This window comes from Rhodococcus sp. 06-156-4, from assembly GCF_002259345.1.
Taxonomy (GTDB): Bacteria; Actinomycetota; Actinomycetes; order Mycobacteriales; family Mycobacteriaceae; genus Rhodococcoides; species Rhodococcoides fascians_E.
In genome coordinates this window covers 229,863-253,246 of sequence record NZ_NPGB01000031.1, presented here as the reverse complement: position 1 = coordinate 253,246, position 23,384 = coordinate 229,863, and the positions used below count along the sequence as shown (strand labels likewise).

Here is a 23,384-nt window from a genome sequence, read left to right as displayed (position 1 = left end):
GCCGGTAATGTCCGAAGTGTGAACCTTCGCTCGGCAGTACTCCCCCTTGCAGCTGCCCTTGTGCTTGTCTCGTGTTCTGCTGAGCAGAGCTCGCCTGCACCCACCGATCCAGGAACCATTCGCACTGCCGACGCCCAGGCCGTCGTCGACCAGTTGGTGAGCGCCGGAGCGCCGGCCGCGGTCATCGCCCTTCGGGACGGCGACAGTGAGTGGGAAGGCGCGGCGGGCGTCGTCGAACGCGGGTCCGACGAGGCCGCGTCCGCCGAGGATCCTCTGAGAATCGCCAGTATCACCAAATCCATGGTGGCGGCCGTTGTTCTGCAGTTGGTCGACGAGGGGAAATTGACCCTGGAGACAACCGTCGACGACGTGCTTCCCGGTCTTCTGCCCAAGCCGGTGACCGTCCGTCAGCTGCTCGATCACACCAGCGGTCTGCCGAACTATCTCGAGACTCTCGTGCCGTCCGACGTGGCGGGGCTCGTCGCGGCCGCCGACGACACCTATTCCGACGACGAACTGATCGCGCTCGCGCTGGCACAGCCGTGGCCCGCGGCTCCCGGTGCCCAATTCTCCTACTCCAACACCAACTACGTCGTACTCGGCAAGATCGTTGCTCAGCTCGACGGCAGGAGCATCGCAGATTCGTTGCACGAGCGGGTGTTCGAACCCCTACAGATGACGTCGACGTCCTATCCGAGCGTCGCCGCCATTCCGGAGGACGGACTGCACGGGTACATCCTCGAAGGTGACACCCTCGTCGACATCAGCGATGTCGATCCGTCGATCTGGTCGGCAAGCGCAGCTGTCGTCTCCACCGTCGGCGACGTCAACACGTTCTTTCGCGCTCTCTTCGACGAGACCCTGCTACCGCGAACGCTCGTCGACCAGATGCAGCAGGTGACCCCGTCGGGGTACGGCCTGGGGTTGCTCGTCGGCGGTGACGCGTGCAATCCGGGGGCGGCCGAGGTGGTGTTCGGTCAGCGCGGTAACGGTTTCGGGTACCGCACACTGTCGTTCTCGAGTCCCGACGGCAGCAGGCAGGTCACTCTCGGATGGACGGCGTCGGCCATCGACCCGGCGACGGATCCGTTGGAGCAACCCGCCCTGAACGGTCTCGTGGCCGGGCTCGCCGCCACCTGCCCGTCGTGAACGTCAGAGGACGGTGACCCAGCCGTGCGCCTGGTCTCCGGTCAACGCGTCCTGATGTCGCTTGCGCAGTGTCGCCGAGACCGGGCCGAGCACTGGAGCGGATCCGACGGCTCGGCCGTCGATCTGGAAGACGGGCGCCACTCCTGCTGACGTGCCGCACACGAACACCTCGTCGGCGATGTACAGCTCGGTGAGGTCGACGACGCGTTCATGCACTTCGAGTCCTTCCTCGCGGGCCAGCGTGAGGATGGTCCGGCGGTTGATGCCGTCGAGGATGTCGCTCGTGACGTCGGGAGTGATCAGGACACCGTTTCTGACCAGGAAGATGTTCGCGGCGCTGAGCTCGCAGACGTGGCCGTTGATATCGAGGAAGATGCAGTCGTCGAAGCCGCTGTCGATCGCGTCCTGCTTGGCGAGCACGGAGTTGACGTACGCGCCGTTGACCTTGGCTCTCGATGGGATGGCGTTGTCCGGGATTCGGCGCCACACACTGGTTTTGAGGCGCATTCCGTCTTGCGGGACGATGGGCACCGCGTCGTACAGGAAGATGGACACCGTGGTGCTCAAACCACGGACTCGTGTCCCCGGAATGGACTCGTCCACGTGGACGGTCGCTCTGACGTACACCTCGCGCTGAGGGTCGTTGGCCTGAACGACCTCACGCACGACCTGGGTGAACCGCTCGTACGTCCACTGCTGCGCGAACGTGTCGATCCCGATTATTCTGCAGGACTCCAGAAGTCGCTGAAAGTGGTCCTGAAGTCTGAACGCCGTGCGCGTCTGCGCCGATACGTGCACCGGGAACACCGTGTACACGCTGAGCCCGTACAGGACTGCGGAAGTGGCGACCCCCAGCTTCGCGTCGTGGGCATCGACGATGCCGTTTCCGAAGAACACTTTGCCGTGAGGAGTAGCCATGCGGCGATGGTATCGGCAGCCGCAGCACGGGCGACAGCGAATATCGGGCGTAGGGTCTGTAGTCATGGTTCCCACCCGAACACTGTGGAAGAACGGCCCGAGCGTCGGCGCAATCGGCCTCGGCTGCATGGGCATGACCTGGGCATACAAAGCGGACGAGCACTCCGAGAGTCCCGATCGCGTCATCGGCCACGCACTCGATGTCGGGGTGAACTTCATCGACACCGCCGACGTCTACGGACCGTTCACCAACGAGGAAGTAGTGGGTGCAGCCATCGGCTCCCGTCGCGACGAGGTGACCCTGGCAACCAAAGGCGGGCTCGAATCACACGTCGGCGACGCTGGGGAACCGGTCATTTCGGGCCCCAACGGTCACCCGGACCACCTCCGTTCGGCCATCGACGACTCGCTCAGGCGACTCGGGGTTGACCACGTGGACCTCTATTACCTGCATCGCCCCGATCCGGCGGTGCCCGTCGAGGACAGCATCGGCGCGATGTCGGAGATGGTGCAGGCCGGCAAGGTTCGCGCACTGGGCGTTTCGGAGTTCACCGTCGAACAGCTGGATCGCGCGCAGTCGGTCCATCCCATTTCAGCCGTGCAGTCGGAACTGTCGTTGTGGACGCGGGATCATCTCGCGACGTCGCTGGCGTGGACCGAACGCAACGGCGCCGCCTTCGTCCCGTTCTCACCCCTCGGTCGCGGTTTTCTCACCGGAAATTTCCGTGGAACGGCTCCTGCCGCAGACGACTTCCGTGCGCAACTACCCAGGTTCAAGCAGGAGAACCTGGATGCGAACCTCGTCATCGTCGACGCCGTCGCAGCCGTCGGTCACGAGGTGGGAGCCACCCCTGCGCAGGTTGCTCTGGCGTGGGTACTGGCGCAGGGTGAGCACGTCGTCCCCATTCCCGGTACGCGGCGCTCGTCACGCCTGGACGAGAACGCAGGCGCCGCGTCGGTACGCCTGACCCCCTCTCAGCTGCAGACTCTCGACGACCTCCCGGACCCGGCGGGGGCGCGTTACTGATCGCTCCGGGCGTCGAACACGCCTTCCTTCTCCCGAACTTGTCGGACTCCGGTGATACCAATGGAGCTACAGGCCAAGACGTGCAAGAGAAGGGAGTGTCGATGCGAACCGTCGAAGATCGTTGTGAAGGAACGCTCGTCATCCACGCAGTCGGCGACGCCGAGTGCACGGAGCCGGACTGCGTGGACATGGAGTACGTCCGTCATTTCCTGGTGCTGGACTGCGAGGAGATCACCGGCGGATGCCAGTGCGTCGGCGTGATCGAACTGGCCGAGGCGTCGTAAGCCGATCCTGCCCGTACGCGCGTGCGCTGTGTGCTAGACCTGATCGACAGTGATTCGGCTCACAGGGGGTTTCGGTGCGACGTGCCTTCCGACTTCTACTGGTCACGACGGTGTCGACGGCACTGCTGGCAATCGGCACGACCGTTCCGGGTCAGGCAGCGCCGCCGGATAAACGGTCGTGCTCTGCGCCCGAGGCCGCGGCCGATGGTTTCGAGCGTGCCTCGGCAGCGGAGGTCGGCATGGATGCGGCCGCGGTGCAGCGGGCGGTCGACTTCGCGTCGTCGAGGTTGCGAACGAACATCCAGATCTTCAGAAACAACTGCCTCGTCGGATCGGGTCCGCTCAACGACGTCACCGGCAACACCCCCTGGCATCTGTGGAGCTCGACCAAGAGCATCGTCTCGATGCTCGCCGGCGTCGCTGTCACTCAGGGGCGGCTGGACGTGGACTCACCCATCGGTCGCTACCTCCCCGCCGGCGAGGGCGACGACGCACACCGCGCGATCACCGTACGTGCGCTGCTCACCCAGAGTTCGGGTATGGATCAAGGGATAGTCGCCGAGGGCATCGTTCCTGGCCTCGGATTCGGCGTCGACGCACCAGCGCAGGCGCTGACACTGCCGATCTCGCAGCCGGGCCGGTTCCAGTACTCACAGCTAGGCCCTGACCTGCTCGCCTACGTGATCGAGAATGCCGTCGGTGAGGATCTTCAGGCGTTTGCGCAGCGAGAGCTGTTCGATCCCATCGGCATTGCTCCGCAGGATTACTACTGGGCTCGCGATCGCACGGGCCACACGTACGGTTTTGCACTGATGTTCCTGCCGCCCAACGATTTCGCACGGCTGGGCATGCTCATGGCGAACGACGGCGTTTGGAACGGACGTCGCATCATCGGCAGTGAGTACATCCGGCAGTTGCGGACTCCGTCCGAAGCCAACCAGTGTTACGGATACTTGTTCTGGCTGAACAACACTCCGTGCATCGGTCCGAGTTTCCCGTCGCAACAGACGCTGAACACACCGATGCTCGCGGGCATGCCCGACGACGCCTACGCCATGGTGGGCTTCCTGCAGCAGAACAACTTCATCATTCCGAGCCTGGGCATCCAGGTGACCTGGAACGGGGTCCTCGGTGACGTCTCTCCGGACCTGTCGACGATTCTGAGCGCCAGCACCAACAGCGAGCTCTACACCAACTTCTTTCGTGCACTCGGGGAAGCGCTGCCCGACGAGGACCTTCCGTCGATCCCATACCAGCCGACGTTCAACCCCGACATCGACGTCAGCAGCTTCTTCGACCCCGACATTCTCCTCGGCACTCTCGGGCTCGGCCCTGACGCCGCCGTTCCGACCGGGCCGGTAGCGCCGCCACTGTCCGACGCCCCACCTGGTTGCCTGGTGTTCGCATGCCTGCCCGTGTCGCCGGAGACGCCTCGACGCACCGGCGGTTGACGGGACGAGAGCGCAGCGGTCACTCCCAGTCGATTCGTTCCGCCAACTCGAGCAGTTTCCGACGCCTCACTGCGCTCGTCTCGCCGATTCGTGCGATCCGCCCGTAGAGGTGCGCACGGAAATCGGGGATCGCGGACAGGTTCTGCGGATCCGGCCCCGTGACGGCGCAGTTGTGCAGGATTGCGCGCAGTGCGTCGTACTCTTTCCGCAGCACCGACGGCCAGTCGTTCACCACCAGGCCGGTGAGCTGCTGGCGCTTGTGTGCACGACGCACGCGGGTCTTGTACGGATGGACCGCGAATCCTTCGTCGGCGATGATCTTGCTCGCGCTCCAGATGATCTTGTCCGCGTCGATGTCACCGGAGAATGCCAGGTCGTCGGCGTACCGGGTGTACCTCGCGCCCAGGGACTTCGCCAGCGCGGTCAGCCGAATGTCGAGCCGACGCGAGACGAGGTTGGCAAGCGCAGGGGACGTCGGCGCGCCTTGCGGCAGGTGGCGTGTGCGCAGCAACGATGCAGTGGCGTAGGGGAATCCGCCGAGCTGTTCCGCGGGCGTTGCCGTCGTACAGAGGTAGGCGAGGCTCCATGCCACGGATTTCGGGTAGCCGAGCGCATCGAACACCGCGACGACACGCTCGATTCCGATCGAGGGAAAGTAGTCCTTCAGATCCACCGAGACCACGACGGTGTGCCCGGCATGTGGAATTCCGAACGTGCGTGGGCTTCGACCTGTGACGAATCCGTGCGCTGCACTGTGAGCAGGAACGTTGTCGAGTATGCGCCGCAGTATCTTTCGCTGGATTTCACGCAACCGCGGTTTGGGTATTTCGAGAATTCGGAATCCGACTCGCTTGGGTACGGGCGTGACGCGGTAATGCCGAAGCGGCGTCGCGGCCGTCCGGAGCCGGGACTGTGCGTCGGTGAACCACTCGATTTCGCTGATCGTCAGATCGAGCGATTCCGCCAGGTCTCCGGTACTCGCGTACCGAGGGACGTCGAACAACCACGGCTTGAAACCATCTGTGCGACGCGATGGTTCGACGGTGGCAGGCTCGGGTAGCAGTGGGAGTCCGGTGATGAGTCCGCGGAGTGATTCCGGGTCGTACGGCGCGACCGGCGACAGGTCGATCAGACGATCCGCCAGACGCGTCGCCTTCTCACCCAGAATCGGCAGGAACGCCTCTTCCAGACCACCACGCGTCCACAGAGCATCCGCAGCGAGCGACGCGAGCCACGCCGCCATCTGCGGGCTGAACTGACGGCTCATCGCGGCACCCGGTGTACATGCAGCGGCGCCGGACGACCTGAATCTTGTGTACTCGGCGCCGCCGAGCACGCGGAGCGTGCGGACCGGCGTCGGACGCAGTGACCAGTTCTTCTGTCTCGCCCAGGGGTTACCCCTGAGATCGGCCCAGCGGACCGACTCTCGCCCGTGCACCGCTGCATGATCTCCACTGTGCCAGATGAAGAGCTATCGCAATACCGCTCCGGGATTGAGAATTCCGGAAGGATCCAGGGCGTCCTTCACCGACCGCTGCACCGCCATCGACGTCTCGTCGTGCTCGATTGTCAGCCACCCGGTCTTGAGCCTCCCGACACCGTGTTCACCGGTGATAGTGCCACCCAGCTCGAGCGCGCGTCGCGTGATCGCGTCGAACGCCGACATCGCCGCCGCGCGGCTGTCGGCGTCGGCATCGTCGTAAATGATCGTCGGATGCAGGTTGCCGTCACCTGCGTGGCCGAAAACACCGATCGTCAGACCGGCCTCCTCTGCGATCGTCTCGATGGAGGCAATCAGATCGGTGACACGTGAACGCGGAACTGCCACATCGTCGAGGAGCCAGTCGCCGAGGAGCTCGAGCGCTGGAAGCGCCAACCTGCGCGCCTCCAACAACAAGGCGGCCTCCCCCTGGTCCGCACTGACCACCACGTCCACCGCACCGTGCTGCGAGCACATCATCTCGATCGAGGCGAGCACAACCTCGGCGTCGACGTCGTCGCTTTGGACAAGCAACAATGCAGCCGTTCCCGGCTCGATACCCATCTTCGACATTCGGTCCACCGCGAGAACAGTGGTGCGATCCAGGATTTCGAGCATCGACGGCGTGCGATCCGACGACGTGATCTCCGCGACCGCACGACCTGCGCCGTCCAGCGTCGGGAACGATGCCACCAGAGTCTGCGCCGGGCGAGGTGCAGCAAGTAGTTCGACGGTGATCTCGGTGATGACACCGAGGGTGCCTTCCGACCCGACCAGGAGATGCGTGAGGTCGTACCCGGCAACACCTTTCACGGTCCTTCTTCCTGTGCGCAACACACGGCCGTCCGCCAGCACCACCTCGAGACCCAGTACGAAGTCACCCGTCACTCCGTATTTGACGCAGCACATTCCGCCGGCGTTCGTAGCGACGTTTCCCCCCACCGTGCTGAACTCCACGCTGCCGGGGTCGGGGGGATAGAACAATCCGGCTTCGGAGACGCGTGCACGGAGGTCTGCTGTGATCACTCCCGGTTCGACCACTGCCAGTCGATTGGCAACGTCGATCTCACGGATGGTGTTCATCCGATGCAGACTCAGCACTACCGATCCCGCAGTGGCGTTCGCTGCCCCGCTCAGGCCGCTTCCTGCTCCACGTGGGACCACTGCGACACGGTGTCGATGCGCGGCGGCCATGCACACCGAGACTTCGGCGGTGGTACGCGGAACCAGAACGGCGAAGGGCATTCCGCCGTCGGTGAACTTGGATTGATCACGGGCGTACGCCGCGACGATGTCCGGGTCGTCGACGACGATGTCCGCGGGCAACGTGTCGATCATCGACTGCACGAGCATGGTCACAGAACCCTCATCGCCAATCCACCGTCGACGGGCAAGCACACCCCGTTGATGTACGCCGCATCGTCCGATGCGAGGAACGCCGCAGCGTTCGCGACGTCCCACGGAGTTCCCATGCGTCCGGTGGGACTACTCGCGTGGCGCGCCGCCAACACCTCGGGATCGGTGACCAACTGACTCGACACGAGCGGGGTGTCGATCAGTCCCGGCACTACCGCGTTGACCCGGATTCCTTGCGCCGCGTACTGCAGCGCCAGCGCAACCGTCAACTGATTCACCGCGCCCTTCGACGCACTGTAGCTCGGGTAGTCGAAACCGGTGTACCGCATGCCCGCGGTGGACGAGACGTTCACGACAGATCCGCTCCTGCGCGCGAGCATCGCGGGAAGCGTGTGTTTGCAGGTGAGGAAAACACCCGTCGCGTTCACCGCCATCGCCGTGTCCCAGCTGCCTCGGTCCATCTCGGTGATATCGCCGACGGTGGCCGCTCCGACGTTGTTGTGCAGCACATCCGGCGGCCCGAATCTGTCGGTGGCCAGTGCGACTGCCTCTTGGACCTGCTCTTCGTCGGTGACGTCAGCGACCAAGGCGACCGCGATTCCGCCCTCTCCGACGATCTCCTCGGCTGTCAGCTCGGCCTCGTCGCCATTGCGATCGATCGCCGCCACCAGGGCCCCTTCGCGCGCGTAGGTCAGCGCGGCGGCGCGACCGTTGCTGACCGCGGCACCACTGGATCCTGCGCCGAACACCAGCGCGATCTTGCCTTCCAACCGCCCGCTCACAAGAGCTCTTCCAACAACAGCTCGAACGTCACGGCGACAAGATTTCCGTCCTCGACAAGCTCGCCCATGTGAACCTTCCCGTAGCGGTCGACGACGAAGGTGGGGAGGTGAACCTCCACGAGCCGGCCACCCTCGCAGACGACATGACCCGACATCGTCACCTCGGTGGCCGGGCCGGGCGCCACGGCGATGTCGTCATCGCGCCGCAGGGTCGCACCGACCAGACTTCCGAGGCTGCCGCGGACCGATGCACGGCGGAACCCGTTTCGAGACATCACTTCTCGTACAGCATCGTGAATCTCGACTCCCGGGCGGACGCGGGTCATCACCGCTCGCGCCGACCCGGTACTCGAACCGTCACCAGCTGACGGCGTGAACACCGGCATGAGTGTTTCGTCGTCTTGCTTGCTGCGTAGCTCGCAGGAGGCGAATCCGCGTATCACCACCTCGACAGGAGTCGCACCTACAACCGTGTCCGGCCACAAGTGGCCACCTCGCAGCGAACCGTGAGCGTCGTACCAGGCGGCGTGGCAGTGCATGAAACGCTCGCCCTCGCGGCGACCGACGGTTGCGCTTCCTGCGACGATGGTGGCAGGCGCAGTCGCCTCGATCGTGTCGCTGTACCACGCCGCGCGAGAGCCGTCGGTACACAGAGCAGGGACGCAGTAGGACACCCGTGCGAGCGGTCCACCGAGTATCTCCACCTGCGCAGAATCGACACCGAGTTCGGCCAGTTCGCCGTCGATGGCGTCGACGAGCCTGCTTCCCGGCGGAAGCGATGCCCGCTTCACGAGTACTGCGCTGGACACGGATTCGAGCCGGTGGTCGGCAACGGGACCTGGGTGGACCAGGGGTGCAAGGACAGTCGAGGTGGTCACGACGCGCTCACCAACGTCTGCGAGTACGGCCCCCACCCCTGCGCGGCGAGCTCGTCTCGAATGGTGCGCTTGACGATCTTGCCGTAACCCGACTTCGGGAGAGAATCACGGAACAAGATGTGACGTGGGAGTTTGTACCGGGCCATACGCTCGCCGAGCCAGTCGGAGAGCTGGTCGGCGGTGAGATCTGCACCCTCTCGCAGCACGCAGATCGCGACGCCGACTTCACCCCATTTGGGGTCCGGCACACCGAGGACTGCAACTTCGTCGACCGCGTCGTGCGTCAGGATCTTCTCCTCGATATCCCGCGGGTGGATATTGGAACCGCCCGAGATGTACATGTCGGAGGATCGGCCGGTGACGTACACGAAACCGTCTTCGTCGACGACACCCAGATCGCCCGTGCGGAACCATCCGTCGCGGAACGCCTCTGCGTTCGCGTTGTCGTTGTCGAGGTAGCCGGCGAACACTGCGGGCCCGGCGACGCACAGCTCGCCGATTTCTCCTGGTCCAAGTTCTGAGCCCGTCTCGTCCTGCACACTCACCAGCATCCCCGTCCGTGGATAGCCGCACGTTCCTGCCGAAAGCCCCTCCGGCACTGGGCGACCGTGTTCGGCACTGGGCAGTACGGTGATGTTCCCCGTCACCTCGGCGAGCCCGTAGTACTGCACGAGAACCTCTCCCAGGGTCTCCCGAGCTTTCTTCTGATCGGGTGCGTACATCGGCGCGCCCGCGTAGATGACGTGTCGCAACGACGAGTGGTCGTGCTGGTGCACCGACGGATGATCGACGAGCACCTTCAGGATCGTCGGCACGGTGAACATGTTGGTCACTCGTTCGGACTCGACGAGGCCCCACACCTCCGCGGGCACGAGACTCCCCGACGGAGGTAGCACCGTCGCCGCACCGCGGGCCACCTGCGGCAGCATGTGTACACCCGCACCGTGGGAGAGCGGTGCCACGACCAGGGAGACGCAGTGACGATCTGTGGTGGGCATCAAGTCGGCCAGATGATTGTTGACGACGAAGCCCAGCTGATCATGCGTGAGGATCGCGGCCTTCGGTGTCCCGCTGGTACCCGAAGTGAAGAAGTACCAAGCCGGTTCGCCCTCGTAGGTTGCCACTGGCGCGGCTGGCGTCGATTCGTCGACGGCTGCAACCGCATCGGCGTCGCTACCCTCGATCCACAACACACCCGCGCTCAGCTCACCACACGCACGCACGGCGTCGACATGTGATGCTGTCGAGCTGTGGGCGACGATTGCACTGGGACGACAGACCCCGGCGATGACCGCGACATCGTCGTCGTGTAGGCGCGAATTGACCGGCGCGAGAACAGCTCCGATTCGCCACGTCGCATACATCGCTTGGACGAACTCGGGATGGTTCGGGCTGTCGAGCATGACGACGTCGCCCTTGCCGACGCCTCGGCGCTCCAGTTCAGCGGCCAATGAGTCGACACGCCGGTCCAGGTCGTGCCACGTCCAGCGGACGTCTCCGTGGACAAGGGCGATGCCGTCCGGCAACCGTCGCGCGGTCTGACGGAGGACTTCGGCCAGGTTCGCTGCTCTACGTAGGGATCTCATCCGACCGTCTCCAATACTGTTGCGTAGTTGGCGACGGCTGCGCCGCCCATGTTGAAGATCGCTGCGCGCTGCGGTGACGGCAACTGCATGTCGCCTGCTTCTCCGACCAATTGCATCGCTGCCATGACGTGCTGCGACACGCCGGTGGCGCCGAGCGGGTGGCCTTTCGCCTTCAGCCCGCCGGATCGATTGACCGGCAGTATCCCGTCGCGTTCGGTACGGCCCTCGGCCAACACCTCGGCGCCCTTGCCCGGTGCAGCTAACCCGAACGCCTCGTATTGGAGAAGCTCGGCGATGGTGAAGCAGTCGTGCGTCTCCAACAGATCCAGGTCGTCGAGAGTGACACCCGCGTCGAGCAGTGCACCGCGAAACGCCCGCGCCGCGCCGTCGAATGCCAGCGCATCCGCTCGCCGTGCGATGGCCAGATGATCGTTGGCATGCGCACGGCCGATGATGCGCACCGACCGCCGGGCAGCGGAAGCCACCTCTGGCAGTGCCACGATCATTGCCGCTGCGCCGTCGCTGACGAGCGAGCAGTCGGTGCGTCGTAGTCGTCCGACCACGGCTGGGTTCTTGGACGACTCGGTGGAGCAGAACTCGTATCCCAGGTCGCGTCGCAGGTGCGCATACGGGTTGTCGACGCCGTTGCGGTGGTTCTTGGCCGCGATCCGCGCCATTGCATCACGCGGATCGTCGTAGCGGTCGGCGTACTGGTCGGCCAGGCCCGCGAACACTCCGGCGAAGCTGCCCGCTTGCTCCTCGGTGGCCCGGTGCGAACCGGACAGCAGGATGTCGTTGACGGTGTCGTTCGCGGTGGCGGTCATCTTCTCCGCGCCGACGACGAGTGCCACCCGTCCGCGACCGGCCTGGAGGCTGTCGAGTGCCGTGTACAGGGCCGAAGACCCCGTTGCACAAGCATTTTCGACATGGGTGGACGGCACGAGAGCGAGACGGGGTTGGCCTGCCCCGACCAGTGCGCCTTCGAATCCCTGACGCGAGAAGCCGTTGTTGAAGACTCCGACCGTGACGATGTCCACATCCGCGTCGTCGAGACCGGCGTCCTGGATGGCGGCTAGGGACACCTCGGCGATCAGCGATTCGACGTCCGGACTTTCACTCTTTCCGAAGCGCGTATGCGCCCAACCGATGATGTGCGGTGCAGTCACGGTGGAACCTCTCGTTGCGGTGCGTACGGAGCGTGAGGCAGGTCACGTCCTCGATGCCTGTCATGTTCGTCGCGAATCGGAGCCAGGTGCACCGCCGCCGGACGAGAGGCCGAGCACCGAATTCCTCCCGTTGTCGAATTTCGCCGTTTCTACAGCGGGAGGAAACGGCGCCCCGATTCCTCACTCCACGCTCGATGCCCCGTGATCGGCGTCACGCCCACACTGAGCCCACACCGATTCACGACGAGGGGTATGACGTGCGCGCAGTGCTCAAGACCGAACCTGCACCAGGCTTCGACCTGGTGACCGACCACCCCGAGCCCGAACTCGGCCGAGGGCAGGTACGGATCGAGGTGGGGGCGGTATCGGTATGCGGTACCGACCGAGAAACATTCGACTACGGTCCAGCCGTCAGAGATCTCGGTCTTCGTCTACCCGTCGTCACCGGCCACGAATGCGCAGGCACCGTCGTCGAGGTTGCTCCCGATGTCCAACGTTTCAGGGTCGGCGACCGAGTGGCCGTCGAAACTCACGTCGCGTGTTTGGAGTGCTTCCAGTGTGTTCGCGGAAACGCGCACAACTGCCTCCGCATGGACCTTCTGGGTCTGACGATCGACGGTGCGTTCGCTGAACAGGTCGTGCTGCCCGCGTCGACCTGCTTTCGTCTACCGGACGAGCTGAGCCTCGAAGCGGCGGCACTTCTCGAGCCCGCGGGCAGTGCCATGCATGCCGTCCAACGCAGTGGGATGAGCCTCGACGGCGCGCACGTACTGGTCAGCGGAGCCGGGCCGATCGGGCTCGCCGCACTTCAGATCGCGCGAGCGAAGGGCGCCGAGGTGTTGGTGGTCGAGCCCAATCCTCACCGCGGTGCGATGGCCGAGTCCTTGGGCGCAACACTCGTGAACTCGGGCGAAGGTCTCGTCGATCGGGTGCGGGATCTGACCGGGGCGGCAGGGGGCGTCGACCTCGTCCTCGAGTGCTCAGGAGCAATGCCTGCCTTGGAGACCGCACTGGAGGTGACTCGTCGAGAAGGCACCGTGATGAGCATCGGGTTGACGAACCGGGCGCTGGAGGTCAGCGCCACTCGCCATCTCATCAGCCGCGGCCTCACTCTCAAAGGCAGTTTCGGGCGCCGTATCTGGGATTCCTGGACCGAGCTGACCGCTTTGGTCGCCTCTGGCGGAGTCGATCTGGACTCGCTGATCTCGCACCGTCTGGAACTCGAAGAGGTGGACACCGCAATCGAATTGCTCACTGGCAACGCGTGCAAGGTGGTTCTCTATCCGCAAGGTGTACCGGCACACCGCCACTTGTCAGAAGGAGCACTCAGCGCGCGGTGAGCGCCGGGAACGGGTCGATTCCCTCGGCTCGCATCAAGTCCGCCACCCGCAACCCGAGGTGTAGGTGCAACCTGACCGTGCCGTCGTCCAAGTCGACACCGACTGCCTCGCGGATCCGGTCGAGACGGTAGTACAACGTCGTGCGGTGGATGAACAGCGCCTCCGCAGCACCCGGACCGGACCCCGCATGATCGAGAAACGCGCGCAGCGTCTCGATCAGCCGGCCCGAGCGATCGACTTCTGCGAGACGGCGCAGCTCGTCCGGTACAGCTGTGATGTCGAGTTCGGGGAACGGAATCCTCGCGAGCACTCCCAGGACCCCTGCACGTTCCCATGCAACGACGTGATCGTCACCGATGCGGCGCGCGACCGTCGCCGCCAGTCCGGCCTGACGCGCCGAAATCCAGGCTTCGGACAGTCCTGAAGCGGGAGCCCCGACCCCAGCGTGGACCGTCGCCCCCTTGCCCGCCACGTCCCCGGCGTCGCGCGCCATCGTCCTGGTCTCGGCGAGAACGGTCTCCAGATCTCGCGCGGCCGTCGAGAGGTACACCAAGTAACCGACCTCACCGACAACGCTGTGCAGCGCGTCACCACGGCTTCGAGAACGCGCGGCTACCAGGGCGTGACGAAGGGCGATCGCCGTCAGCTCGGCATCTTTGACGTTGCGTAGCGAAATTGCGACGACCCGCACAGACCCGGCCGCGACGGTCGATTCGGCGAGTGCCACATCCCTGGCTGCCTCGTCCGTTCCGAGCAGATCAGCAACGAGAGCTTCCGAGCGCGCCGAGTCCTCGGGCGTGCGATCACCGACCATCAGCGGTGCGATTTCAGCAGCCACCTCAGCAATGCGCCCGAGGTCCTCGTCGGTGATGGTGCTGCCGGCGTCCATCACCAGAATCATTCCGAGCATCTCACCCCGCCAGCGAATCGGAACTCCCACACGGGCGTGCAGACCGAGCGCCTCCGACCCTGGGACGTGGCCTGGCCGAGTCCACTGGGCAATCCCGCTGGACAGTAGAAACCCGATGGCCTCGCTCCCGGCGTCCCGATTGAGCATCGCGCGGATTCGGACCGGGTCCTCGTCGCCGAAGTGGCGGCTCGCGAACAGCATCCGGACTTCCGGGTCGTTCACCACGACCGACCTGCCGAGCTCGTCGGCGAACCGGTCGACGACTGCTTGAACGGCGTCTCGCGACATGGGCAAAGCGTAGCCCTCACGACTTCGTCGAACCCCGAGTGCCAGGGTTCGACAAATAGAGGAAACTGATCCCTCGAGCTTCGTCACGCAACGGTCGTGACACAGGTCACTATGGGAGCAAGGTGTGTGAGCCCGCCACAATTCGACGGGCTTCGTAGAACGAGACTGGAGCGATGCAATGGCGTCACGCACCCACCTACCCGACGAGTCGGTGCCGGAGAATCAGATGGCCAACCGCGTCATGCGCAAGGTTGCGCTGCGGCTGATCCCGTTCCTCGGACTCGCGTACTTCCTCAACTACATCGACCGTACGAACATCTCGTTCGCGAAGCTGACGATGAGCGAGGACCTCGGCCTTACCGAGACGATGTACGGCTTGGCCAGCGGTCTATTCTTCGTCGGCTACATACTCCTCGAGGTTCCGAGCAACTTGGCACTGCACAAGTTCGGCGCCAGGCGTTGGATCGCTCGCATCCTCGTCTCGTGGGGTCTGATCGCGGCCCTCATGGCGTTCGTTCCCAATGCGACCTGGCTCAACATCGCTCGCGTCGCCCTCGGTATCGCCGAGGCCGGCTTCTTCCCCGGCATCATGCTCTACCTGACGTTCTGGTTCCCGCGTGCAGTTCGAGTTCGACTGGTCGGTGTGTTCATGGTCGCCCTGCCGCTGTCGAGCGCGCTGGGCGCTCCGATTTCCGGCGCGATCATCCAGTACTGGCACGGTCTGTTCGGACTGGAGGGTTGGCGGGTGATGTTCCTCGTCGAGGGAATCCCGACGGTGCTGCTCGGCATCGCCGCGTGGTTCTACCTCACCGATCGCCCGCGGGACGCCAAATGGTTGACCGCGGACGAGCGCAACTGGCTGGACCGCCGTATCGAGACGGAACAGTCGCAGACCGCAACCACCGGCCACGTCTCGGTACGCGAATCTCTGCGCAACTCGACAGTCTGGCTTCTCGGACTGACGTACTTCGGCATCGGCTACGGTCTGTTCGCCATCAGCTTCTTCCTGCCCACGATCGTGGCTGGATTCGCGCAGCAGTTCGACACGACGTTCTCCATCGCCGAGAACGGCTTGATCGTCGCCGTGCCGTTCCTGATTGCCTCGGTATCGATGATTCTGTGGACTCGTCGCTCCGACCGTCTGCGCGAACGTATGTGGCACCTCATCGCACCGACCGCGCTTGCGACAGTCAGCGTTCCGGTAGCCATGTACATGAATTCGCCGTTCCTGACGATGGTCGTCATCACGATCACCGCTGTCGGTATCTTCTCTGCCCTCCCGATCTTCTGGTACCTGCCGACCACCTTCCTGACCGGCGCCGGAGCTGCCGCGGGCATCGCTCTGGTGAACACCATCGGCGCTTCCGCAGGGTTGGCCGCCCCGTACATGACCGGTTGGCTCCTCGACACGACCGGAAGTTCGAAGGCGGGACTGTGGGTCGTCGGCGGCTTCATGGCGATGTCCGTCGCCCTGCTGTTCGTCGTACGTAGGCGTCTGGTGGACAGCACGATGCAGAAGCACGACGAATCGGAGACGGCCGTCGTCTGATCCCGCGCCCCCATGAGCCGGCCGTCGCAGACGCTGTGACGGCCGGCTCTTTGTTCACACGTGCTCGGACACCAGAACTGCTGTGGTGTCGGCGTTCATGGCTTCGAAGATGTGGGGCGCGTCGCCGGGGTAGCTGATGTAGTCGCCCGGGTGGAGCTCGACGGGCTCGTCGGTGGGCCCCACGAGTGCTCGGCCGGCGGACAGGATCACGTGCTCGACGACGCCGGGTGAATGTGGGTCGGACCTTCGAGGCTCGCCGATCTGTGCGCTGACGAAATAGATGTCGCGGCGTGCGTTCGGTGGGCAGGAGGCGAGCAGCGTCGCTACGTAGTCGGCTGTGTCGGAGGAGAACTTCGGCCCGTCACCTGCTCGGATCAGCTGCACGCGTGGCTTCACCGGCTCGACCAGCCGAGCGAACGGGACGTTCAGTGCCACGCTCAGCGCCCACAGCGTTTCCACGCTGGGGTTGCCTGTTCCTGATTCGAGCTGGGACAAGGTCGACTTGGCTACTCCTGCGCGTCGGGCGAGCTCGGCCAGCGACAGTCCCATCCTCGTTCGTTCGCGGTGCAGGGACGCGGCGATGGCGGCGATCGGGGCGGACACAGTTGTTCACTCTATCGGTACAAGCGTCCATCTTGACGAACACCACACCTAGGGTTCATTATTCTGTCCATGCGTTCGATCTGGCGAACCCGCCGCGACATCGGTCTCGTCTGCCTCGCCGACGGCCTCGTCGGTGCGTCGTTCGGAGCCATCGCCGTCGGCGCAGGCCTTCCGATGTGGGTTCCCCTGGCGATGTCGGTACTGGTCTTCGCCGGTGCGGCCCAGTTCATCGTCGTCGGAGTGCTCGCAGCAGGGGGAAATCCGCTCGCCGCGATGGCCGGCGCACTACTGGTGAACGCGCGGCTGATCCCGCTCGGGTACTCCGTCGGAGATTCGTTGGGCGAAGTGTCCTGGCCTCGCAAGATCCTGGGGGCGCACCTCGTGACCGACGAAAGCGTGGCGTTCGCGGCCGCCGAGCCCGACCCCCAGCGTCGACGATCCACGTTCTGGTTGTGCGGCGTCGGCCTGTTCGTCGCGTGGAACATCGGCGTGCTGGGTGGGGCATTTCTCGGTGGCAGGATCACCGACACCGCTGCTCTCGGACTGGACGCAGCGTTTCCGGCGGTGCTCATCGCGCTCGTTGCTCCAGCACTCCGCGATCCACTCACGAGGAACACCGCTCTGCTCGGCGCGGTGATCTCCGTAGCCGCGGCGTTGATTCTGCCGCCGGGCCTGCCGGTGTTGCTCGCGCTGGCAGCGGTGGTGCCCGCGTTCGTCGCAAGGAAGGCAACGGCATGAACTACGTGCTTCCCATGGTCGGGCTCGCGGCGGGAACCCTGGCGTTTCGGCTCGTCGGACCGTACCTCCGCAGCCGAACGACGATCTCGCCCCGCGTCGAGCGACTGGTGTCCATCGCGGTGGCCGTCATCTTCGTGGCGTTGATCGCGACGTCCGCACTGATCGTGGACTACGGGTTCGCCGGGTTCGCCTGCCCGGCCGGAGTGCTTGTCGCCGCGGTCCTTGCTTGGCGCACAGCATCGTTCGTGACGATCGTCGTGGCTGCTGCCGCGACGACAGCAACGCTCCGATGGTTCGGAGTTGCGTGATAATGGGCGCCATGAATCCCACCCCCACCGGCCTCCTCCGCGCCACCGCATCGGGCGTCGACGTGGAGATCATCCGCGAGATCACGTCCAGCCGCGACGACGTGTGGAGCAGCGCCACCGTTTCCGATCGGACGGCCCTGTGGTTCGGACCGTGGGAGCGGCTCGCGGACAATCGAATCCGCGTCCAGATGGTGTTCGAAGGCGGCGAGCCGTGGATGGAGATGAACATCGACGCCTGCGAGCCACCGCGGCGACTTGCGGTCTCCACCACCGACGGATGGACGCTCGAACTCGTGCTGACCGGGGATGGTCCGATCACCACCGTCACCCTGATTCACCATCGCGAGAGCACCGACGGAGTCGGTGAGATCGGGCCCGGCTGGGAGTACTACCTCGACCTGCTGATCGCATCACGGACAGGCGCCGAGCTACCGACATTCGAGGAGTACTACCCCGCCCAGAAGGGGTACTACGAGTCGCTCACTCCCCGGTAGCGCCGCGAGGCAGCGATGATCCTGGCGATGCCGTCGGCGACGCGTGCGATCTCGTCGGCGCCGACCTCCTCGCCGACGGCGTCCGCCCAGGCATGCTGATCGTCTCGCAACGTGGCCACCGTCTCGCGCCCGCGCTCGGTCGGCTGCAGCAGCTTCGCCCGTCGATGCCGGGGATTGTCGACGTATTCCGCCCATCCCTTGTCGACGAGGATGTCCGCGGTGCGTTGCACACTCTGGCGTGCCAACCCCAGGCCGACGCGACGGGCGATCTCGGCTACGGCGAGAGGTTCGTCGAGGGTCGCGCCCAATACCTGCCACCAGGCAGGCGTCAGACCTGCGGGTGCTGCGATGTCCTGTGCAGCAGCGAGGAATTCACCGTTCAGCTCGAAGGCGGGAAGCACGATGGACGTCAACGCATCACCGGCGGGAGTTCTGGTCATGCCCCGGCCAACTGCTCGTAGTACCTCTTCTCGCCGGTCGTGTAGAGCCCGTACCAGGCGTCGATGATGCTCTGCGGGAACAGTTCCAACGCTTCGAACACAGCCTTGGCGAACTCGAGCGGCGCCGTTCCCGGAGCAGTGATCAGAGTGCCGTCGGCGACGGTGCGCTCGTCGCGGTACCGATCGGTGCCGGTGTACTGCTGTGCTGCCGTGAGGAATTCCGGAGCATTGCTCGTGTGCGGCCGGGAGTTCAACACGCCGAACCGTGCGAGCCCCAGCGTCGCACCGCAGATGCCGCCGACGGTGACGCCGCGGTCCAGCAAGTCCACGGCCAGGCCCAGAACCTTGTCGTGTCCTTCACCCCACGTGGCACCGCCGGGAAGAATCAACGCCGCGACATCCGCCGCGTCGAGATCCGCGAGGTCGCCGTCGGGCAGGATCCTGATTCCGCCGAGGCTGGTGACCTGTCCGCCACCGTCGGACAGGACCCGCAGGCGGTAGCGCTCGTCGCCCTGCTCGTTGGCCATGGCAATGCCGGCGACGAGATACGAATACTCCCAGTCCGCCATCGTGTCGGTCGCGTAGAGAACGATGTTCTTCGGCATGACTACCTCCGTGATTGACAGTGTCCTGTCAATCTACGGCCATGACAGGACACTGTCAACGGCGCCCGCGGGACGCCGTCTCCAGGTAGACGCAACTACACACGGGCATACTGGAGTCATGGTCGTTCGCGCTCGCTGGCCCAAGAGCCTCCCGCTGCAGCCGCTTCCCTCCGAATCATGGGCAAAACAAGAGCCCACGTGGAAGGGTGCCAATCCCCAAGTCATCGAATCGGCGTTGAAGCGAGCCAAGACCCGGCCGTCGGGTAACTGGTTCGTCTTCGCCGCGAGCCGCGATGTCGGGACCAAGGAACCTTTCGGCAGGACAGTCGGCGGAATGGAGCTGGTGGCCTGGCGCGACGAGAACCGCGGCATCCACATCGCACCCGGATCCTGCCCGCACCTCGGTGCGCCGCTCGACAAGGCGAAGATCGAGTGCGACACCCTCATCTGCCTCTGGCACGGCATGCCACTCGGACCGAAAGGACGCCCCGGCTGGCGCCCCTTCCCTGCCTTCGACGACGGCATCCTCGTCTGGGTTCGCCTCGACGACCTCGGCGGTGAAGAACCCACGGATGCGCCCCTCGTACCCGTCCGGCCGCCCGCCGCCACGAGCGTCGACGCCGTGATCACCCTGACCGGCATCTGCGAGCCCGACGACGTCGTCGCCAACCGACTCGACCCGTGGCACGGTGCGTGGTTCCACCCGTACTCGTTCGCCCGGCTCCGCGTACTCGACGCCCCCACCGACATCGACGTCCCCGACGAGGACGACCGCTTCCTCGTCGACGTCACCTTCCGCGTCAGCCGCGGCGTCGGCGTCCCGGTGACAGCCGAATTCGTCTGCCCGGGCCCACGCACCATCGTCATGCGCATCGTCGACGGCGAGGGCGCCGGCAGCGTCGTCGAAACCCACGCGACCCCGATTGGCCCCGGCCCCGACGGCAAGCCCCGCACCGCCGTCATCGAAGCCACCGTCGCCAGTTCCGACCGCAAGGGCTTCCGGATTGCCCGACGCGTGGCGCCGTTGTTGCGTCCGCCGATGGGCTGGACAGCCGCCAGGCTGTGGAAAGACGACCTCGATTACGCAGAGCGTCGCTACATGCTCCGGTCGAAGGGGCTCTGACGAAAGACTGAACTACGACGAGGTCGGCGCCACGCGTTCCGGGATCTTGCCCGACGGCTATCACCACGTCCGTCGACGTGAACTGATCGGCTCGGGACGCACCGCCTTCGACGCTGCAGCTGACACGCTGATGACCTGGGAGATGCACCGGCAATCGTTGCCTCGGGTGCAGCCGTCTCGTGGTCGGGTGGAAGTCGGGTCGACGGTGTCGATGGTCACGGGGTTCAGGTGTGAGGTCGTCTACGTTGTGGACGAGCCCGACCGCATCGGCTTCGCCTACGGAACCTTGGGCGGCCACCCCGAATGCGGCGAAGAGTCTTTCCTGGTCGAGTTCGACGCCGGCGATGTCTACGTCGTGATCACAGCCTTCTCCCGGCCCGGGACCTGGTACGCGCGGCTGGCCGGTCCGGTGGGTCGTTGGGCGCAGCAGCGGATCACCGATCGCTACGTCGCGGCGCTTCGCCGTTGAGCGTCGCTCAGACGACGCGCGCGATTTTGTCGAAAACTCGGTATCGCCCGCGGGTCGGGACGGTCCAGATGTCGTGCCCGGCGAGGCCCCAGCTCTGCAGCAGGGTGTTGGCGGCGTGCAGACCGGTGGTTGCGGCGCGTTCCATGAGGGCGACCGGCAGGTCGATGCGGATTCCGTCACCGGCCAGCACGAGTCCAGGTTCGGGCGTACGCACCGTCGGCCTCCGGGCGAAATCACCCAGGCCGAACAACGGACAGTCGTTGCGCCATTCCGACCGAGCCGCGATCACGGTGGCATCCCGGGTTTCCGGATAGATCTCGCGCATCCGCGCCATCAACTGTTCGCGCGTGACGTCTTCGGATTCGGTTGCTGCGTAGGCGTGCAACTCGACGACGGATCCGCCGGTGCGGGAGGCCCACTCCGCTGCTTCGTCCTCGAATCGTTCGAGGACGCTGATGTTGTCGATGGGCGGCATTCCACCGGTGCCGATGAACGGTGGACGGTCTGCGTCGACCGGCTTGTCGAGCCAGACTCGGTGTACGAGGAAGGGCGGAGTGTTCTGCAACGCTGCGACATCCTCGCGCCATTCGTCGGTGCCGAGTGAGCCGACGAGACTCTGCAGCCCCTTGATGTCGGCAGCCAGGACGACACCGTCGAACTTCTCGCCGTCGACGGAGAATCCGCGTTCGATCGACGACACCGACGTGCCCATCCGGAAACCGACTCCGAGCCCACGCAGGTACTCGCCCAACGGTTCCCACAGAGTCTGCGGGTACGGGCCGGTAGGCACGTCGAACACGAGCCCCTCGGACGAGCCGAGGAAGTACAGGTGGAACATCATCGCCAGCTCGGCGGCCGACATCTCCTCGGGATCGGCGAAGAAGCTCCGCGAGAACACTCCGAAGGCCAGGTGCCGTGCAGCCTCGGGGAAGTTGATGCGTCGCAGGAATTCTGCTGCCGGGACCTCGTCGAGCTGCTCGTACGTCCCGGGAACGCTCACGGTCATGAGCGGCAGCGCGGCAATACCGTTCAGCGCCTTGAGGTCCCGCCACCGGAACGTCGGACTCTTCCCGACGAAGGCGACGGCGTTCAGCCCCGGCGTCGACGGCAGGCCTTTGAATCCGTCGATTCGGCCGTCCGCGTCGATCAGCGGGTAGTCCTCGACGGCATGCAGGCGCTGCAGACCCGGATCGGTGCGCTTCAACACATTGCGGAGGTTGTAGTACTGCCGGAAGAACGCGTGGAAGCCTCTGCTCATGGTGGCCGTCGAACCGTCGTCCAACGTGGTGGACCATCCGCCGACGCGGCCGCCGAGGAAGTTCTCCTTCTCGAAGACCTCCACGGACACACCACGTTCCGCCAGAGCAGCTGCCGCCGACAGTCCGGCGATACCGCCGCCGACTACCGCGACGCGCGGAACCGACGCCAATGACGACGCCGACGCGTACCCCGGCGCCGCTGGATGCAGAACGCTCTTCTTGTCAATCACGTGGCCGCGCCCCCAGGAAGGTGTGCACGATGCCGTTCTGCCACCCCGTCATCGTTTCGGTGTCGAGCGAGGTGAACCCTGCGTGCTGCATGCGTCGAGCGAATTCCGAGACACCGTCGAAACTGGTGACACTGCGCCACAGGTGGCGGTAGAGCGTGAAGTCGCGGGTCGCGGCGTACCCGAGCGGGATGATGATGGCCCAGCAGACCAGCGTCCAGACGATCTTCGCGCGCAGCGACTCCTTGACCGAGTACTCGTGGAACGCAATGGACGATCCTGGCTTCAGCAGGGACAGCAACGACCCGAGAACGGCGTCCGGATCACCCACGTTCCGAACCAGATACGCCGCCAGAATCCCGTCGAAGGGCCCTTCGACGCCGTGGGAGGCAAGGTCCTCGACCCGCGAGTGAACAAATGTGACGTTCGATGGCCACTGCTTGCTCCGCGCCACCTCGAGCATCTCCGACGACGCATCGGCCGCGATGATCTCCGCATGAGGCGCGGCCTTCAGCAGCGCAGCTGTGGAAGCACCAGTGCCGCAGCCTATGTCGAGCAGACGCAGACCGGCGCCGAGCCCGGGAAGCCGCAGCCGCTCGGCCGACTTCGCGAGATGCGCGTGGTAACCGGGGTTGGCTCCGACGAGCCGGTCGTACGATTTCGCGTCCTGATCGAACGCGCTGGGTACCTGGTCACGGGGCAGACCCCGTCGGCCTACGCTCACCAGCCACCACCGTTGACGACCCGAGCAGACGGGCCTCCCTCGATCGAGACGATGTCGCCCTGATGCAGCTGCCGGCCGCGACGAAGATCCACCTCACCGTTGACGCTGACCACCCCGTCGGCGATGAAGCTCTTCGCTTCGGCGCCGGATTCGATCAGGTTCGCGAGCTTCAGGAATTGCCCGAGCCGAATCGACTCGTCTCTGATCGGTACGTCCACTGCATCAGCCAT

At 65.1% G+C, this 23,384-nt stretch carries 25 protein-coding genes; 11 read left to right on the top strand and 14 right to left on the bottom strand.

All coding sequences use genetic code 11. The annotated features are described in order from the left end of the window. The first annotated feature begins 18 nt into the window (after positions 1-18). The gene (locus tag CH290_RS23690; protein WP_230620999.1) at positions 19-1,149 is read left to right on the top strand and encodes a serine hydrolase domain-containing protein; all 1,131 of its coding nucleotides are present in this window, start codon (positions 19-21) and stop codon (positions 1,147-1,149) included. A gap of 3 nt (positions 1,150-1,152) precedes the next feature. Here the strand turns inward: CH290_RS23690 and CH290_RS23685 are convergent, their stop codons facing one another. Further along, positions 1,153-2,067 (bottom strand): aminotransferase class IV, encoded by a 915-nt coding sequence (locus tag CH290_RS23685; RefSeq protein WP_170947523.1) that lies wholly within the window; start codon positions 2,065-2,067, stop codon positions 1,153-1,155. A gap of 64 nt (positions 2,068-2,131) precedes the next feature. Between CH290_RS23685 and CH290_RS23680 the strand changes: the two genes are divergently transcribed. The 3 genes from CH290_RS23680 (at position 2,132) to CH290_RS23670 (ending at position 4,829) form a co-directional block, all read left to right on the top strand. Beyond that, positions 2,132-3,094, top strand: a complete 963-nt coding sequence (locus tag CH290_RS23680; RefSeq protein WP_033189385.1) for an aldo/keto reductase — start codon at positions 2,132-2,134, stop codon at positions 3,092-3,094. 101 nt (positions 3,095-3,195) lie between these two features. Further along, a complete protein-coding gene (locus tag CH290_RS23675) occupies positions 3,196-3,378 on the top strand; it encodes a hypothetical protein (protein WP_051104983.1) in 183 nt (60 codons plus the stop codon). A 74-nt stretch (positions 3,379-3,452) separates the two neighbouring features. After that, a complete protein-coding gene (locus CH290_RS23670; RefSeq protein ID WP_033189386.1) occupies positions 3,453-4,829 on the top strand; it encodes a serine hydrolase domain-containing protein in 1,377 nt (458 codons plus the stop codon). Positions 4,830-4,848: 19 nt separating this feature from the next. Here CH290_RS23670 and CH290_RS23665 read toward each other — a convergent pair whose 3' ends face one another. From CH290_RS23665 to CH290_RS23640, 6 genes are all read right to left on the bottom strand, one after another. After that, entirely contained in the window at positions 4,849-6,072 is a 1,224-nt protein-coding gene (locus CH290_RS23665; RefSeq protein ID WP_033189569.1) for a reverse transcriptase family protein, read from the bottom strand. A gap of 228 nt (positions 6,073-6,300) precedes the next feature. Beyond that, on the bottom strand, positions 6,301-7,662 hold the full coding sequence (locus tag CH290_RS23660) for an FAD-binding oxidoreductase (RefSeq protein WP_212555962.1): 1,362 nt from the start codon (positions 7,660-7,662) through the stop codon (positions 6,301-6,303). A 2-nt stretch (positions 7,663-7,664) separates the two neighbouring features. Then, on the bottom strand, positions 7,665-8,447 hold the full coding sequence (locus CH290_RS23655) for an SDR family NAD(P)-dependent oxidoreductase (RefSeq protein ID WP_020112308.1): 783 nt from the start codon (positions 8,445-8,447) through the stop codon (positions 7,665-7,667). Continuing rightward, positions 8,444-9,325 (bottom strand): PCC domain-containing protein, encoded by an 882-nt coding sequence (locus CH290_RS23650; RefSeq protein WP_019667033.1) that lies wholly within the window; start codon positions 9,323-9,325, stop codon positions 8,444-8,446. Before CH290_RS23650 ends, CH290_RS23655 begins: the two co-directional genes overlap by 4 nt. Continuing rightward, a complete protein-coding gene (locus tag CH290_RS23645) occupies positions 9,322-10,911 on the bottom strand; it encodes an acyl-CoA synthetase (protein ID WP_080748721.1) in 1,590 nt (529 codons plus the stop codon). The genes CH290_RS23650 and CH290_RS23645 overlap by 4 nt, the downstream gene beginning before the upstream one ends. Continuing rightward, positions 10,908-12,077 carry a thiolase domain-containing protein gene (locus CH290_RS23640; protein ID WP_033189388.1) on the bottom strand — a complete coding sequence of 390 codons (1,170 nt, stop codon included), beginning with the start codon at positions 12,075-12,077 and terminating at the stop codon, positions 10,908-10,910. The genes CH290_RS23645 and CH290_RS23640 overlap by 4 nt, the downstream gene beginning before the upstream one ends. Before the next feature lie 257 nt (positions 12,078-12,334). Between CH290_RS23640 and CH290_RS23630 the strand changes: the two genes are divergently transcribed. Beyond that, entirely contained in the window at positions 12,335-13,417 is a 1,083-nt protein-coding gene (locus CH290_RS23630) for a zinc-dependent alcohol dehydrogenase (RefSeq protein WP_033189390.1), read from the top strand. Here the strand turns inward: CH290_RS23630 and CH290_RS23625 are convergent. After that, positions 13,404-14,615 carry a PucR family transcriptional regulator gene (locus CH290_RS23625; protein WP_019667029.1) on the bottom strand — a complete coding sequence of 404 codons (1,212 nt, stop codon included), beginning with the start codon at positions 14,613-14,615 and terminating at the stop codon, positions 13,404-13,406. The two genes, CH290_RS23630 and CH290_RS23625, sit on opposite strands and share 14 nt — an antisense overlap. A 178-nt stretch (positions 14,616-14,793) precedes the next feature. Between CH290_RS23625 and CH290_RS23620 the strand changes: the two genes are divergently transcribed. Then, entirely contained in the window at positions 14,794-16,164 is a 1,371-nt protein-coding gene (locus CH290_RS23620) for an MFS transporter (RefSeq protein WP_019667028.1), read from the top strand. 54 nt (positions 16,165-16,218) lie between these two features. Here the strand turns inward: CH290_RS23620 and CH290_RS23615 are convergent, their stop codons facing one another. After that, positions 16,219-16,767: a helix-turn-helix domain-containing protein gene (locus tag CH290_RS23615; protein WP_019667027.1), complete on the bottom strand. Its 549-nt coding sequence runs from the start codon at positions 16,765-16,767 to the stop codon at positions 16,219-16,221. A 69-nt stretch (positions 16,768-16,836) separates the two neighbouring features. Between CH290_RS23615 and CH290_RS23610 the strand changes: the two genes are divergently transcribed. The 3 genes from CH290_RS23610 to CH290_RS23600 are packed head-to-tail and all read left to right on the top strand — an operon-like array spanning position 16,837 to position 18,307. After that, the gene (locus tag CH290_RS23610) at positions 16,837-17,505 is read left to right on the top strand and encodes an AzlC family ABC transporter permease (RefSeq protein ID WP_033189391.1); all 669 of its coding nucleotides are present in this window, start codon (positions 16,837-16,839) and stop codon (positions 17,503-17,505) included. After that, the gene (locus CH290_RS23605; protein WP_019667025.1) at positions 17,502-17,813 is read left to right on the top strand and encodes an AzlD domain-containing protein; all 312 of its coding nucleotides are present in this window, start codon (positions 17,502-17,504) and stop codon (positions 17,811-17,813) included. The genes CH290_RS23610 and CH290_RS23605 overlap by 4 nt, the downstream gene beginning before the upstream one ends. An 11-nt stretch (positions 17,814-17,824) precedes the next feature. Further along, positions 17,825-18,307 (top strand): SRPBCC domain-containing protein, encoded by a 483-nt coding sequence (locus tag CH290_RS23600; protein ID WP_329955236.1) that lies wholly within the window; start codon positions 17,825-17,827, stop codon positions 18,305-18,307. Here the strand turns inward: CH290_RS23600 and CH290_RS23595 are convergent. After that, complete coding sequence (locus CH290_RS23595; RefSeq protein ID WP_033189393.1) at positions 18,283-18,747, bottom strand: MarR family winged helix-turn-helix transcriptional regulator; 465 nt, start codon at positions 18,745-18,747, stop codon at positions 18,283-18,285. The two genes, CH290_RS23600 and CH290_RS23595, sit on opposite strands and share 25 nt — an antisense overlap. Beyond that, complete coding sequence (locus CH290_RS23590; RefSeq protein ID WP_033189394.1) at positions 18,744-19,352, bottom strand: DJ-1/PfpI family protein; 609 nt, start codon at positions 19,350-19,352, stop codon at positions 18,744-18,746. The genes CH290_RS23595 and CH290_RS23590 overlap by 4 nt, the downstream gene beginning before the upstream one ends. A 118-nt stretch (positions 19,353-19,470) precedes the next feature. On the opposite strand from CH290_RS23590, the gene CH290_RS23585 reads away from it, so the two are divergent. Next, positions 19,471-20,475 (top strand): Rieske (2Fe-2S) protein, encoded by a 1,005-nt coding sequence (locus CH290_RS23585; RefSeq protein WP_019667021.1) that lies wholly within the window; start codon positions 19,471-19,473, stop codon positions 20,473-20,475. Positions 20,476-20,482: 7 nt separating this feature from the next. Continuing rightward, complete coding sequence (locus tag CH290_RS23580) at positions 20,483-20,944, top strand: DUF1990 domain-containing protein (protein WP_080748730.1); 462 nt, start codon at positions 20,483-20,485, stop codon at positions 20,942-20,944. 7 nt (positions 20,945-20,951) lie between these two features. Here the strand turns inward: CH290_RS23580 and CH290_RS23575 are convergent, their stop codons facing one another. Genes CH290_RS23575 through CH290_RS23565 form a run of 3 tightly spaced genes read right to left on the bottom strand, consistent with a single transcriptional unit; the run spans position 20,952 to position 23,384 of the window. Further along, complete coding sequence (locus tag CH290_RS23575) at positions 20,952-22,433, bottom strand: FAD-dependent oxidoreductase (RefSeq protein WP_033189395.1); 1,482 nt, start codon at positions 22,431-22,433, stop codon at positions 20,952-20,954. Beyond that, on the bottom strand, positions 22,426-23,154 hold the full coding sequence (locus CH290_RS23570) for a class I SAM-dependent methyltransferase (RefSeq protein ID WP_019667018.1): 729 nt from the start codon (positions 23,152-23,154) through the stop codon (positions 22,426-22,428). Before CH290_RS23570 ends, CH290_RS23575 begins: the two co-directional genes overlap by 8 nt. Further along, positions 23,151-23,384: an RNA-binding S4 domain-containing protein gene (locus CH290_RS23565; protein ID WP_019667017.1), complete on the bottom strand. Its 234-nt coding sequence runs from the start codon at positions 23,382-23,384 to the stop codon at positions 23,151-23,153. The genes CH290_RS23570 and CH290_RS23565 overlap by 4 nt, the downstream gene beginning before the upstream one ends.

Coding starts and splice junctions, on each gene's coding strand:
- CH290_RS23565 (WP_019667017.1), bottom strand. CDS start 23,384: ATGGCTGATGCAGTGGACGTACCGATCAGAGACGAGTCGATTCGGCTC.
- CH290_RS23625 (WP_019667029.1), bottom strand. CDS start 14,615: ATGTCGCGAGACGCCGTTCAAGCAGTCGTCGACCGGTTCGCCGACGAG.
- CH290_RS23595 (WP_033189393.1), bottom strand. CDS start 18,747: ATGACCAGAACTCCCGCCGGTGATGCGTTGACGTCCATCGTGCTTCCC.
- CH290_RS23620 (WP_019667028.1), top strand. CDS start 14,794: ATGGCGTCACGCACCCACCTACCCGACGAGTCGGTGCCGGAGAATCAG.
- CH290_RS23665 (WP_033189569.1), bottom strand. CDS start 6,072: ATGGCGGCGTGGCTCGCGTCGCTCGCTGCGGATGCTCTGTGGACGCGT.
- CH290_RS23660 (WP_212555962.1), bottom strand. CDS start 7,662: ATGCTCGTGCAGTCGATGATCGACACGTTGCCCGCGGACATCGTCGTC.
- CH290_RS23590 (WP_033189394.1), bottom strand. CDS start 19,352: ATGCCGAAGAACATCGTTCTCTACGCGACCGACACGATGGCGGACTGG.
- CH290_RS23645 (WP_080748721.1), bottom strand. CDS start 10,911: ATGAGATCCCTACGTAGAGCAGCGAACCTGGCCGAAGTCCTCCGTCAG.
- CH290_RS23600 (WP_329955236.1), top strand. CDS start 17,825: ATGAATCCCACCCCCACCGGCCTCCTCCGCGCCACCGCATCGGGCGTC.
- CH290_RS23610 (WP_033189391.1), top strand. CDS start 16,837: ATGCGTTCGATCTGGCGAACCCGCCGCGACATCGGTCTCGTCTGCCTC.
- CH290_RS23585 (WP_019667021.1), top strand. CDS start 19,471: ATGGTCGTTCGCGCTCGCTGGCCCAAGAGCCTCCCGCTGCAGCCGCTT.
- CH290_RS23685 (WP_170947523.1), bottom strand. CDS start 2,067: ATGGCTACTCCTCACGGCAAAGTGTTCTTCGGAAACGGCATCGTCGAT.
- CH290_RS23675 (WP_051104983.1), top strand. CDS start 3,196: ATGCGAACCGTCGAAGATCGTTGTGAAGGAACGCTCGTCATCCACGCA.
- CH290_RS23680 (WP_033189385.1), top strand. CDS start 2,132: ATGGTTCCCACCCGAACACTGTGGAAGAACGGCCCGAGCGTCGGCGCA.
- CH290_RS23605 (WP_019667025.1), top strand. CDS start 17,502: ATGAACTACGTGCTTCCCATGGTCGGGCTCGCGGCGGGAACCCTGGCG.